The 12,594-nt window shown below is 30.7% G+C and carries 14 protein-coding genes; 8 read left to right on the top strand and 6 right to left on the bottom strand.

Features of this window, described 5'->3' with window-relative positions:
• The first annotated feature begins 2 nt into the window (after nt 1–2).
• The 6 genes from HALO113_RS16460 to HALO113_RS16435 all read left to right on the top strand — a co-directional run bounded on the left by HALO113_RS16460 (nt 3) and on the right by HALO113_RS16435 (nt 3,710).
• Nucleotides 3–446 (top strand): DUF4268 domain-containing protein, encoded by a 444-nt coding sequence (locus tag HALO113_RS16460; protein ID WP_159780229.1) that lies wholly within the window; start codon nt 3–5, stop codon nt 444–446.
• 82 nt (nt 447–528) lie between these two features.
• Nucleotides 529–987, top strand: coding sequence for a YHS domain-containing (seleno)protein (locus HALO113_RS16455; RefSeq protein ID WP_159780228.1), 459 nt, complete (start codon nt 529–531; stop codon nt 985–987).
• Between the two features lie 41 nt (nt 988–1,028).
• Complete coding sequence (msrB, locus tag HALO113_RS16450) at nt 1,029–1,496, top strand: peptide-methionine (R)-S-oxide reductase MsrB (protein ID WP_159780227.1); 468 nt, start codon at nt 1,029–1,031, stop codon at nt 1,494–1,496.
• Nucleotides 1,497–1,513: 17 nt separating this feature from the next.
• Nucleotides 1,514–2,002 (top strand): DinB family protein, encoded by a 489-nt coding sequence (locus HALO113_RS16445; protein WP_159780226.1) that lies wholly within the window; start codon nt 1,514–1,516, stop codon nt 2,000–2,002.
• Nucleotides 1,990–2,661 (top strand): NRDE family protein, encoded by a 672-nt coding sequence (locus HALO113_RS16440; protein ID WP_159780225.1) that lies wholly within the window; start codon nt 1,990–1,992, stop codon nt 2,659–2,661. The genes HALO113_RS16445 and HALO113_RS16440 overlap by 13 nt, the downstream gene beginning before the upstream one ends.
• 2 nt (nt 2,662–2,663) lie before the next feature.
• Complete coding sequence (locus HALO113_RS16435; protein ID WP_201297689.1) at nt 2,664–3,710, top strand: D-alanine--D-alanine ligase; 1,047 nt, start codon at nt 2,664–2,666, stop codon at nt 3,708–3,710.
• Here the strand turns inward: HALO113_RS16435 and HALO113_RS16430 are convergent.
• The 6 genes from HALO113_RS16430 to HALO113_RS16405 form a co-directional block, all read right to left on the bottom strand.
• Nucleotides 3,707–4,081 (bottom strand): YchJ family protein, encoded by a 375-nt coding sequence (locus HALO113_RS16430; protein ID WP_159780224.1) that lies wholly within the window; start codon nt 4,079–4,081, stop codon nt 3,707–3,709. The genes HALO113_RS16435 and HALO113_RS16430 overlap by 4 nt on opposite strands.
• A 1-nt stretch (nt 4,082) precedes the next feature.
• Complete coding sequence (locus HALO113_RS16425; protein WP_159780231.1) at nt 4,083–5,690, bottom strand: class I SAM-dependent methyltransferase; 1,608 nt, start codon at nt 5,688–5,690, stop codon at nt 4,083–4,085.
• A gap of 195 nt (nt 5,691–5,885) precedes the next feature.
• Nucleotides 5,886–7,343 carry a sigma 54-interacting transcriptional regulator gene (locus HALO113_RS16420; RefSeq protein WP_159780223.1) on the bottom strand — a complete coding sequence of 486 codons (1,458 nt, stop codon included), beginning with the start codon at nt 7,341–7,343 and terminating at the stop codon, nt 5,886–5,888.
• 28 nt (nt 7,344–7,371) lie between these two features.
• Nucleotides 7,372–7,848 (bottom strand): hypothetical protein, encoded by a 477-nt coding sequence (locus tag HALO113_RS16415; protein WP_159780222.1) that lies wholly within the window; start codon nt 7,846–7,848, stop codon nt 7,372–7,374.
• Nucleotides 7,849–7,951: 103 nt separating this feature from the next.
• Nucleotides 7,952–9,067: a VWA domain-containing protein gene (locus HALO113_RS16410; RefSeq protein WP_159780221.1), complete on the bottom strand. Its 1,116-nt coding sequence runs from the start codon at nt 9,065–9,067 to the stop codon at nt 7,952–7,954.
• A 645-nt stretch (nt 9,068–9,712) separates the two neighbouring features.
• Complete coding sequence (locus tag HALO113_RS16405; RefSeq protein WP_159780220.1) at nt 9,713–10,489, bottom strand: DUF3667 domain-containing protein; 777 nt, start codon at nt 10,487–10,489, stop codon at nt 9,713–9,715.
• A gap of 88 nt (nt 10,490–10,577) precedes the next feature.
• Here HALO113_RS16405 and dnaX point away from each other — a divergent pair, with 88 nt between their 5' ends.
• Both dnaX and HALO113_RS16395 read left to right on the top strand, forming a co-directional pair.
• Nucleotides 10,578–11,663 (top strand): DNA polymerase III subunit gamma/tau, encoded by a 1,086-nt coding sequence (dnaX, locus tag HALO113_RS16400; protein WP_159780219.1) that lies wholly within the window; start codon nt 10,578–10,580, stop codon nt 11,661–11,663.
• Between the two features lie 314 nt (nt 11,664–11,977).
• A complete protein-coding gene (locus HALO113_RS16395) occupies nt 11,978–12,346 on the top strand; it encodes a DNA polymerase III (RefSeq protein ID WP_236554779.1) in 369 nt (122 codons plus the stop codon).
• The last annotated feature ends 248 nt before the right edge of the window (nt 12,347–12,594 follow it).

The raw sequence follows: 12,594 nt of genomic DNA, 5'->3' as shown, positions 1-12,594 counted from the left end.
GAATGTATAGTAAAGAAGAAGCCTTACAATTAAAAAAAGATTTTTGGACCTCATTTTCAGAAAATTATCCTAGAAAATGGTTGTTGTATAATACTAAAATAAAAGACTTTAGCTTCAAATTTTATATTGATAATAAAAAAGCGCAAGTCATTTTAGAAATTGAACCAAAAGAAGAAACAAAGAGAAAAATTTATTATGAAAAAGTATATTCATTGAAAAATATTCTTTTAGAAGATTTTATAGAGGATGTAATTTTTGAGCAACATTATACATTAGATAATGGTAAAGTTGTAAGCCGTATATGGGTAGAAAAAGCAAATGTAAGTATAAATAATAAAAATTGTTGGGAAGAAACGTTTGATTTTTTCTATGAAAAGATGGATGCTTTTGAGCGTTTTTTCTATGAATATGAAGATTATTTAAATGATTTAGAGATTAACACTTAAAATACGTTCTTGTTGTATAGCTGACATTCTATAATAAACTTACCTAATACATTTGTAAAGAATTTAAAAAAATATTTATCAAATGAAAAAAAGCGTATATTTAATCCTGTTACTTTTTAATGGATTACAGCTTATTGCTCAACAAAACATTTCACATTTTAATGTAAAAAAAGATAAAATTGCTGTAGAAGGATACGATGTGGTGGCCTATTTTCTAGACCATAAAGCTATTAAAGGAAGTAAAGAATTTACTGTCAAAGAAGACGGAATTATCTATTATTTTACTTCACAAATGCATAAAGAAGTCTTTGAAAAAAATAGTAGTTTGTATAAACCGCAATATGGTGGTTGGTGTGCTTATGCTATAGGAAAGACGGGGGAAAAAGTAGAAATTGATCCAAAAACATTCAAAATTGTTGACAACAAATTGTACTTGTTTTATAATAAATTTTTAACGAACACCTTGCAATTATGGAATAAGGAAGAAGCGCACTTAAAAATGGAAGCTGATATGCATTGGAAAAAAATAATATCTAAATAAATTAATTATAAAAGTTACCTCAAAAAATAAATTTCAAACTTATGAAAAAGATAGTATTTTTAATATTTTTGTTTAGTTTACAGTTGTCGGTATCTCAAAATAAAAAAAATATGGAACCAAAAATTAAAAAGACCGAAGCCGAATGGAAAGCTACTCTTTCTGAAAAACAATATGAGATATTAAGAAATAAAGGAACGGAACGAGCTTTTACTGGCGAATATTGGGACCATTTTGAAAAGGGGAATTATGTATGTGCTGCTTGTGATAATCTTTTATTTACTTCAGACACAAAATTTGAATCGCATTGTGGTTGGCCATCCTTTGATAAAGCAGTGGAAGGATCTGTAATTTATGAGAAAGACACAAGTTATGGTATGATTCGTACTGAAGTAATGTGTGCTAAATGTGGTGGTCACTTAGGACATGTTTTTGATGATGGTCCTGAAGAAACAACAGGCCAACGTTATTGTACCAATTCGGTATCTATTAAATTTATTCCTATTAAATAATTTTATACCTTTTTCATATGCTTGTATCTGCTATTCAGAAAAATTTTGGTGAAATTATAACTTTATTAGATCAATTAGATAATCAAAAATATACTTTTTGCAACCCCGAGTTAAGCAACGCAACAATAGGTGAACATACACGACATATCATCGAATTATATCAGTGCTTATTAGAAAATTATGAATTAGGAATAGTTAATTACGATAAAAGAAAACGCAATTTAAGCATTCAAAATTCTATTGAAGAAGCAAAAAAAGCAATTGCCGCAATTATAGACAACATTCATTTACCAAATAAAAATCTTACTCTTGAAGATGGAATACAAAAGGCAAATTTTAGTATTCCTACCAATTATTTTAGAGAACTATTATACAATTTAGAACATAGTATTCACCATCAAGCCTTAATTAAAGTAGCTGTTCTTAAATACAAAGAAATTATATTAGCCGAAAATTTTGGCATTGCAAAATCTACTATCGAATATAAATCGCAATGTGTACAGTAACTTATGTGCCTTTATCCAAAGGATTTTGTATTACTTCTAATAGAGACGAACAAGTAGCAAGACCTAAAGCAATTTCTCCAAAAGAATATATTGTAAACAATTATTCTATCACATTCCCTAAAGATCAAAAAGCGGGAGGAACGTGGTTTGCTAAATCTGAGAAAATTGTTCTCGTTTTACTTAATGGAGCCGAAGAGAAACATATACCTAAATTATCTTATCGAAAAAGTAGAGGACAAATTGTTCTCGATTTAATAGCTTCACCAAGTGCATTAGAAAGTTGGGAATCCATATTACTAGAAGAGATTGAGCCATTTACTATTGTTCTTTACGAAAAAAATAAATTGTATCAATTACGATGGAATGAAATTGAAAAAAACTGTATTGAATTGAACACTAGAGAACCTTACATTTGGTCTTCTTCAACTTTATATTCAAAAGAAATAAGAGAGGAAAGAGCGCAATGGTTTACACATTTTTTAAAGATAACTAAAGATATTACACCAGAAAAATTATTGCATTTCCATCAATTTACCGAAAATAAAAATACCGAATTTGGTTTACAAATTAATCGTAATAATTTCTTAAAAACTGTGAGTATTACACAAGTGATTAACTCATTAGAAAAAAACGAAATGTTTTATATTGACCTATTATAATAATGAATCGAATAAAATTAAGTTTACATAAATTAACGCATTGGGAATATTGGCCATATCAAGTAGTTTATCTTCCTATCTATTTTCAATATTTATATTATGTCATAAGGACACGATCTTTTTTCTATTTTAATGCTTCAAATCCCACTATTAGAAATGGTGGTTTTTTAATGGAATCTAAAAAAGAAATTTATGATTTAATACCTCAAAAATATTATCCAAAAACCGTTTTAATACAACAAGCCCAGCTTTTTGAAACCATACTTGAAGCTTGTATTAGCGCACAAATTAGCTTTCCTTTCATTGCCAAACCCGATGTAGGTTTAAGAGGTACAGCTGTAAAGCGAATTGCTAATGCATCAGAATTATTAGCCTATCATACCAAAGCAGATTTTAATTATTTGATACAAAATTTAATTCCTTATCCAAAAGAAATTGGCTTATTCTATGTAAGATATCCTAATCAAAACAAAGGCACGATTACAGGAATCGTTGAAAAGGAATTTTTAATTGTTAGTGGAAATGGCGTAGATACCATTGAAGAATTGCTTCTACAAAATCCTCGATATGCTTTTCAAATTCCAGTCTTAAAAAAAGAACTACAAGAAAAATTACAAGAAGTACTTCTTCCTGGTGAAAAACGTAATTTAGTTCCTTATGGCAATCATTGTAGAGGCTCAAAATTCATTGATGCAAGTCATCATATTACACCACAACTCATTAAAACCTTTGATGAAGTTTGTTTAGAAATAGATGGCTTTTATTTTGGACGTATGGATATCATGTTTGAGAGTTATGAACTACTAGAAAAAGGAGAAGCTTTTCAAATTGTTGAAATAAATGGAGCCCTAAGCGAACCCACACATATATATGACCCGAAACATTCTCTCCTTTTTGGATGGAAAGAATTAACACGTCATTTTCATTATATGTATGAGATAAGCAAAATAAATCATGAAGAAAATAATAGCCCTTATTTGACTTTTAAAGAAGGACTAAGAGAATTTAAAAAGCACCATCAATACTATGATGTTATTTTAAAATTTTAATAAAATTCACCATCCACATAATACCATTTCCCATTCACATGTTTGAAAGTCGATTTTTCGTGGTGTATTTGTGCTTGCAATCGGTTGTCTAAATAATAGGCTTTAAACTCCACAATGGTATCATAGGCTTTACTAATTTCTAGTTTTATCCAAGTATTCGCTTTGGCCCAAGCCAAAATTTCATTTTTTGAATAATACTTTCTTTGTGAAGCTTCAGTTGTTTCTATTAAATAATCGGCTAGTTGCAATACATAAGCGGTATATCTCGAACGCATGAGCTGTTCAGGAAAAACAGGAATATTGGTTCCTTTAATAAAAGGTTCGCAACAGGTTTCAAAAGCTTTTCCCGAACAGCAATAACAGGATTTCATTTTAATTCCCTTTTAATAAATTGATACTTACCGTTGCATAAGCAGTATCTGGAAACTTTTTAAAATAAACAGGATCAGGGAATAAATTCGCTTCCGCTGCTACATTGTGCAACACATCTATTTCTACTATGAATTGGTCTGAAAAACCATGAGTAGCGTCGTAAGCAGTTGCTGCCGTTTTTCCTAAATTTTGAGCCGTTAATTGCGGAGCAATGGTATGTAATTCGATAATCAACAAACCGTATTTATGCACATAAGGCGCCCATTTTTTCAAATGTTGCAATAAGTTATCTTCTACTCTATTGTTTGGAATACGTTTGCCACGATGCGCAAAAGCTCCCGTAGAAATACTGTTTCTATCTTGTTTAATCGTTTCTGGTTCTTCCCAAATTCGGTTATGATCTAAAAACGTACGCACATTCAGTAAGTCTTTTAAATCGATAGCATAATTTTCTTCTAAATCTTTCGCTAACAAATCAGGTCTACCGATATCTCCCCAAATCACTTTTGCCCAAATATCGGCTTTAATTAAATTTGCTCTTGTTACTTTTAAAGCCGCTTGGTTGTAATCGGCACCCACTAAAAACAACGGATGTTCTTCCAAAAGTTTGCCACGAAGCGTTTGTCTTTCAATCACTTCAAATATATGTTGTAAAAAAGCACCATTACCGCAACCCATATCTAAAATCCCTTTCGGTTGTTCGTTAATCGGTTTATTGAAGATTTCAATGATAATATCGTCAATTACTTTAAAATAGGTTGCATGCGCACCACCACTTCCCCATACATTCATTTCTCGATTAACGTGAATTTCATCTTCGTGAGCGGCAATATCACGGAGTGCATTGGGGTTACCAAATAATAAGGTTTCCATATTTTTAAACATCGGTAAATAAGAAACCGTTACCCCATAAGCCGTAGCTCTTTTAGCAAAAAACAAACCCGTTTCCGTAAATTGATAATTGCCATTTTTTTCGGTGAACCAATTCAAATGCGTAAAAAAGTCTAGAATTACTTTAAATACCTCAGGTTCTCTATGAAACTCTTCCGCTCGAAACGAAGTTTCCATAAAATACTTATGAAACATGCCCGTCATTCCTAAGCTCACTACAATTGGGCCCACCAAATACCCTTCAATATGTGCTAAAACTTGTTCTTGTAGTGTTTTTTCTTGAGGGTCATTGGAAAACTGAATCGTAAAATTTTGTTGGTATTTTGAAAAGATGACTTCTAACTGCGTGATAAAATTAGTTGCAATGCGTACCGAAGTAAAAAGTTGGGTTTCATTGAGTAAACTAACCACATCTTGATACAAAGGAAATAATGAAAAGGCATAGGCCGATTTTTCATTGGTTTGAACTGCAACTGTATTTTCTACATTATTTACTTCATATTCTAAAAAACCTTGAGATGCTAAGGTGCGTAAAGCAATATTTAAATAGCCTTCATTGGCTTGAAAAGTTTGAGAAAGTTCGGTAAGACCAACTTTTTTATGTTCTAAAATGTAGGCTGTAATGTTTTTTTTGTGCAAGGCAATAGCCACTGGTGCAGTAACTAAACCGTCTAGATGTTGGAAGATCTTCTGACGGTACTCTTTTTTTTCAATCATGATTTGTTTTTCTTGTTTCTCAAATTTAGGAAAATGTTTTGAAAATGTATCTGCAAACACTTATATTTTCTTTAAAATAATCTACAAACAATTTAAAAGAATTAATAATTTATTCCCATTTAAATGTATTTCAAAAAAAACTGCAATTCTAGATTGACACTAAAATTGCAGCAATATTCCTTTTCTTAAAAAGGATTATAATTTATTAATAAAACTACTATACAAATCTTTATACTGATAGCCTTTACTAAAACGGTTTTTAGTTAATTTTTCGTGCTCCACTAATCCCCACAGTAAAAATTCTTTTAAAAAGTATAGTTCTTCTTTGGGAAAATCAGGTTGGTATTGTGCAATGAAATCTTGCAAAGGTGCTATGTTATCTAAAGTTTTTTGGTACTCTGAATGGGTTACATTATCAAATAACTCAAAACCACTTTCATTGAAGAACCATTCTAAAATATCCGAGTACGCATTTTTCTCATTTGGTTTTTCTAATTTTTCAATCTTAGGAAAGTAATTTGGAAACAGCGTTTTAACCGCATCACCTATAAGATATTGTGCCACTGTAGCAGCACCTTCTTGTTCTCCTTCATACACAAGTTCCACTTTTCCAGTTATCGCAGGAATGATTCCCATGAAATCAGATAAACGAACGGTAGTTTTTTCTTCTCCTGCAAGTAAAGCTCTACGCTCTGCTGTTGCCATTAAATTTTCATAAGCTGTAATACTTAAACGAGCCGAAACACCACTTTTACTGTCTACAAATTCACTATCTCTAGCTTCAAAAACAATTTGCTCTAATAGTTCTTTAGCCAATTCTGGTACATGCACCAATTTTGTTTGGTCTGCATCGAATTTTGCTTCTTGTGCTGTGATATTTTTCGCAATTTCAATGGTTTCAGGATAATGTGTTAAAATTTGGGAACCAATTCTATCTTTTAAGGGCGTTACAATGCTACCTCTATTGGTATAATCTTCAGGATTGGCTGTAAAAATAAATTGAACATCTACAGGTAAACGCAATTTAAAACCTCTAATTTGAATGTCTCCTTCTTGTAAAATATTAAATAAAGCCACTTGAATACGAGCTTGTAAATCGGGTAATTCATTAATCACAAAAATACAACGATGTGCTCTTGGGATCATTCCAAAATGAATCACACGTTCGTCTGCATAATTCAATTTTAAATTGGCCGCTTTTATGGGATCAACATCACCTATTAGATCGGCAACCGTTACATCGGGTGTAGCTAATTTTTCATAGAAACGTTCGCTACGATGCAGCCAAGTAATCGGAGTTTCATCTCCTTTTTCAGCTAGTAACTCTTTGGCAAAACGAGAAATAGGTTGTAACGGATCATCGTTAATCTCAGAACCTGCCACTACAGGAATGTATTCGTCTAATAATTCCACCATTTTGCGTGCTAATCTGGTTTTGGCTTGACCGCGAAGACCTAATAAGTTAATATTATGCTTCGACAAGATAGCGCGTTCTAATTCAGGAATTACAGTATTTTCATAGCCATGAACCCCTTCAAAAGTAGTTTCACCTGCTTTAATTTTAGCACGAAGGTTTTTGCGTAATTCGTCTTTTATGGTTATAGGTTGGTACTCCGTTTTTTTTAATTCTCCTAGTGTTTTTATTTCTTTCATATATAATTTTATAGCTTATTTTTTAATGTTATTCCTTTGAAATTCTTAACTCCAAATCATTTTCTCTTACAAATTGCAAGTATGAATGTAAGTTTATAATACTTTCAATATTCCAAAATTTATTTTTAAAGTTATCTTCTTTATTTAATATAGTACTTTGTATTTTTTCTATAAACCAATTCATTTCATCCTTTACAATCAATTCTGGTCCATTATTCCAAACCCATCCTTCAACTATGTTATAATTAACAATAAATTGAGGCAAAACATCATTTTCAATATTGGAAAGCAATTCACTTATTATTTGTGAGAAATAACCGTCCCAAATACTAAAAAAGACAATTCCATTTTCATTTTGTTTCAATTGAATTTGAATAAAATCTCCATATGAATTTGTTTTCCTATTCGGTTTAAATGATACATCCTTTGAATTAGCATACAATCGTATTTCATCTTCTCCTTCAAAGCCTTCATAAAAATCAAGCTTTATATTTTCTAAATCCATCTATTTAATTTAAAATGTTCTCGACTGCGCTCGAACTGACAACTTGGTAATTACAACCATAAACTAATTCCTAATTCCTAATCCCTAATTTCTAATTCCTATATCAACGAATTCGCTTCTTTCTATTCGTTTCATAATCTTCAAAAATCATTTCGCCTAATCCTTTTAAACCTGTATAAAATGCTTTTCCTTGGTTGGCTTCTGTAAAATAATTGACAAATTTTTGCAAGTAAGGATCTCTCGCAATCATAAAAGTAGTAATCGGAATGTGTAATTTTCGAGCTTGAGCTGCTTGATTGTAACACTTATCTACTATATATTGGTCCAAACCGTTACTATTCATGTAGTATTCGCCATTTTTTTCTCTTACACAACTGGGTTTGCCATCTGTAATCATGAAAATTTGCTTGTTGGTATTCCTTTTTCTTCGTAAAATATCCATAGCCAATTGCAGACCTGCAACCGTATTGGTATGATAAGGTCCTACTTGCAAATAGGGCAAATCTTTAATTTGAATGGTCCAAGCATCATTACCAAAAACTAAAATATCTAAAGTGTCTTTTGGGTAACGCGTTGTGATAAGTTCGGCCAAAGCCATTGCTACTTTTTTAGCAGGAGTAATGCGATCTTCACCATAAAGTATCATACTATGTGAAATATCGATCATTAACACCGTACTCATTTGTGACTTATGATGCGTATCTTCTACGACTAAATCTTGTTCGGTTAATTTAAATTCGCCTATACCATTATTTACCTGAGCATTTTTAAGACTTTCGGTTAATGAGATTTGCTCTACGGCATCTCCAAATTGAAAAGCTCTTAAATCTCCTGTATGCTCATCCCCTTTTCCTGATTGTTTGGTTTTATGATTTCCTGAACCGGCTTTATTCAAATTTCCGAAGATTTGTTCCAAGGCATGTTGCCGTATGGCTCTTTCCGTTTTTGCAGTAATAGTCATACCACCAGAACCATCTGGTTTCACCTCTTCTCTGATGTAACCTTTTTTCTTTAAATCTTCAATGAAATCGTCAATTGTATATTCTGGAGTAGTTAATTGGTATTCCTCATCAAGTTGACGCATCCAATCGATGGCTTCGTCAAAATCACCAGAAGTATGCGTAATCAATTCCTTAAAAATAGGGAATAGTTTGTCGAATGGTGTTTGGAAAGGAGCTTCATATTTAGTAAATCGAAAGCCACTTATATTCTTTATCATGGTTCAAATGTTTTGATTTTATTTGTAGTTAACATTAGTTAGTGTTTCAGTTTTAATAAAATCATTTATTCAAAAACTTCATCACATAAAGGTACATAAACTTATAGTTCTAAAAGGATAACGACTATTAATTTTTAGTTAAAGTGAATTAAATTACGATATATCGCTTTTAAATAATTATAAAAGACCAATTATTAACTTTATAAATGAATGTATGTTTTGCTTCTAGCCTTTTACTTTTAAAATTTAGAAACGTTTAAATCAAATACTTGATAATAAATCCCTTGATGTCATATAATAATATATGTAAAAAATCTATCGCTGTATTATCTCAATATTTTTTTATTGAATGGTTGTCAAAAATCCCAAAACCTATCTGAAATAAAACTTAATGTTTACAAAAAAAAATGGATAATGAAGTTGTACCATTAGCTTCTGTGAAAAATTAACCCTTTACCAACATTTATATTTCATATAAACATAAAACCATAGATAAATTTTGTGGACACTGATTCTCAGTTGAAAAATGGGAAATAATAAAATCGTAAAAAAATAATCTCTACATTGTAATTATGAATTAACCTAAAAAATCAACAATACAATCAAAGAAATACTTTTGTATTTACTAGAAATGTGATAAATTAATTAAATTAAGTTATTCTTTTTTAGATAGTATCCAAACGCAATTCCTAAAATAAAAATAAAAATCAATAAAAGAAATAGTAAACCAAAAAACAGAATTATTCGTACCATAATTGATTTCCAGCTTAGATCAAATACTTTTTTAAGCGAATAAACAAAGTATATAAATTGAAGTAAAAATGACAACATACTCATTGTCATTAATATTTTGGTATTGATGACAGATAAAAGTAATAATAATGTGGTAATGATAGAAGCTTCAGAATACAAATAAATATTGACAATAAAATGCTCTGCCCAATTGTAACTCTTTGCCTTAGAAAACAATATTTTAGTAAAAAGAACATAAATTGGGATAAACAAAATGGTGATTACATTAGAATATTCTAATACAAATTTGTTTATTTTAGTGGCTATTTCTTTTTGCATCTCAGTTTCATAAGCATTTTGCATCGAATTCATTGCCACATTATAATCGATGAAGCCTTTTTGCATTAAATAGAAATAAATTCCAGATAATGTTAAACTGAAGGCAAAATAGGAAATAGGATTAAAATATTTAGATCTTTTACCATCAATATATCCACCAACGACTTCTTGCGGTTGTTTTAATAAAGTAAGAAAAGTTTGGTAAAATTTATTATCGATATTGAAAAACTTATCAAGAATTTCATTAAAAATTGATTTAAAAGTAATTCTTTCAAGGATTACTTTTCCTCCACATTCTGAACAAAACTTTTGATTATTAGCTAACTGGTTCAAGCAATTTTTACACTCCATGATTGGGCAAATTATTTTTCAAATATATATTAAATTTACTTTTGAATAATCATAATTTGTGCACTATATTTGTAAATCAATTATTGAAATGGAACAATTTATAGTATCAGCTCGAAAATATCGTCCACAAACATTTAAAGATGTTGTAGGACAAAAAGCTATTACCAATACATTGTTAAATGCTATTGAAACGAATCATCTTGCACAAGCTTTGCTATTCACAGGTCCAAGAGGTGTCGGAAAAACCACTTGTGCCCGTATTTTAGCTCGAAAAATAAATCAAGAAGGTTATGATGATCCTTTTGAGGATTTTTCATTTAATGTATTTGAATTAGATGCGGCTTCTAATAATGGTGTAGATGATATTCGTAGCATTATTGATCAAGTGCGTATTCCTCCACAAACAGGTAAATATAAAGTATATATCATTGATGAGGTGCACATGTTGTCTCAAGCTGCTTTCAATGCTTTTCTTAAAACATTAGAAGAACCCCCTAAACATGCTATTTTTATTTTAGCGACTACAGAAAAGCATAAAATTATTCCTACGATATTATCTCGTTGTCAAATATTTGATTTCAAAAGAATTACGGTTAATGATGCAAAAGAACATTTAGCTGAAATTGCTAAAGAACAAGGGGTTACGTTTGAAGACGATGCTTTGCACATTATTGCACAAAAAGCAGATGGTGCGATGCGTGATGCTTTGTCTATTTTTGACCGTGTAGTTTCGTATTGTGGGACCAATTTAACGCGCCAAGCAGTAACAGAAAACTTAAACGTACTTGATTTTGAATATTATATTAAAATTACCGATTTAATTTTAGAGAATAAAATTCCAGATCTACTTTTAGCTTATAATGATATTTTAGCGAAAGGTTTTGACGGTCATCATTTTGTTGCAGGATTAGCTTCACATTTCAGAGATTTATTGGTATGCAAAAATCCTGCTACTTTAGCTCTTTTAGAAGCAGGTGAACAAGCTCAAAGTTTGTATGCGACACAAGCACAAAAAGCATCACAATCCTTTTTATTACAAGGTATTGAATTAGCTAATGATACCGATTTAAAATACAAAAACAGTCAGAATCAACGTTTACTTGTTGAGCTATGTCTTATGCAATTAGCCTCTATCACTATTGATGGAGAAAAAAAAAAGCTAAATCCTTTATAATTCCTGCCACTTACTTTAGAAACGGAAGTTATTCGATAGTAGAAGTTGAAAGTCAAAAGCCGAAAGTCGAAAGTCAAGTTATAGAAAATAACAACCAACAACCAACAACCGACAACCAGCAACTAGCAACCAACAACCAACAACCAATAACCAACAACCAGCAACCAACAACCAACAACCAACAACCAACAACCAGCAACCAGCAACCAGCAACCGATAATGGTCCTAAAATTTCGGCATTTTCTTTATCGAGTATTCGTGCTAAAAAAGAATTAGAAGCCAAACAAGCGCAACATCAGCATCACCATGAAGAATTGCCTACAGAAGCCTTTACTGAAACCGATATGTTACTTGTTTGGAATAAATTTGCCCAACGTTTAACCGATCAAGGAAAAAGACTAATGGCAACCTATATGCAGATGAATGATCCTGTATTACAAGGAACTACTATTACACTAGAATTGCCTAATCAAAGTACCAAAGAAGAGTTTTTAAGTGGACACATTGAGTTACTTGGCTATTTAAGAGGTAAATTGCATAATCATGACATTACTATTGAAGTGATTGTAAATGAAGTATCAGAAACGCGCTATGCATTTACACCTTTAGAAAAATTTGAAAAACTAAAAAGTATCAATCCAAACATTGAATTATTAAAGAAATTGTTTGATTTGGATTTGTAATTTTTAATCAAATAATACTTTACAAATTTTAATGAACATTGTTAAAAGAAACATCACTTACATCTTTTTATTTATTGCTTTTGTTATATATATTACAATACTTACTACAAAATCTTATTTGTTTCAATTTTCTTATGTATTAATTTCTTACGTGATTATTATTTTGCTTTATGAAACTACAAAAAGGAAAAAAATCAATTTAGAAATCAATTCTCAAATTTTAAATTATTGTTTGATTAGTCTTACAA

Source organism: Flavobacterium sp. 9AF (assembly GCF_902506265.1).
Classification (GTDB): domain Bacteria; phylum Bacteroidota; class Bacteroidia; order Flavobacteriales; family Flavobacteriaceae; genus Flavobacterium.
This window is presented reverse-complemented; position numbering and strand designations above follow the sequence as displayed.

Bases quoted from the DNA above. Each gene is read 5' to 3' on its own strand.
- HALO113_RS16460 (WP_159780229.1), top strand. From the start codon at position 3: ATGTATAGTAAAGAAGAAGCCTTACAATTAAAAAAAGATTTTTGGACC.
- HALO113_RS16455 (WP_159780228.1), top strand. From the start codon at position 529: ATGAAAAAAAGCGTATATTTAATCCTGTTACTTTTTAATGGATTACAG.
- msrB (WP_159780227.1), top strand. From the start codon at position 1,029: ATGAAAAAGATAGTATTTTTAATATTTTTGTTTAGTTTACAGTTGTCG.
- HALO113_RS16445 (WP_159780226.1), top strand. From the start codon at position 1,514: ATGCTTGTATCTGCTATTCAGAAAAATTTTGGTGAAATTATAACTTTA.
- HALO113_RS16440 (WP_159780225.1), top strand. From the start codon at position 1,990: ATGTGTACAGTAACTTATGTGCCTTTATCCAAAGGATTTTGTATTACT.
- HALO113_RS16435 (WP_201297689.1), top strand. From the start codon at position 2,664: ATGAATCGAATAAAATTAAGTTTACATAAATTAACGCATTGGGAATAT.
- HALO113_RS16430 (WP_159780224.1), bottom strand. From the start codon at position 4,081: ATGAAATCCTGTTATTGCTGTTCGGGAAAAGCTTTTGAAACCTGTTGC.
- HALO113_RS16425 (WP_159780231.1), bottom strand. From the start codon at position 5,690: ATGATTGAAAAAAAAGAGTACCGTCAGAAGATCTTCCAACATCTAGAC.
- HALO113_RS16420 (WP_159780223.1), bottom strand. From the start codon at position 7,343: ATGAAAGAAATAAAAACACTAGGAGAATTAAAAAAAACGGAGTACCAA.
- HALO113_RS16415 (WP_159780222.1), bottom strand. From the start codon at position 7,848: ATGGATTTAGAAAATATAAAGCTTGATTTTTATGAAGGCTTTGAAGGA.
- HALO113_RS16410 (WP_159780221.1), bottom strand. From the start codon at position 9,067: ATGATAAAGAATATAAGTGGCTTTCGATTTACTAAATATGAAGCTCCT.
- HALO113_RS16405 (WP_159780220.1), bottom strand. From the start codon at position 10,489: ATGGAGTGTAAAAATTGCTTGAACCAGTTAGCTAATAATCAAAAGTTT.
- dnaX (WP_159780219.1), top strand. From the start codon at position 10,578: ATGGAACAATTTATAGTATCAGCTCGAAAATATCGTCCACAAACATTT.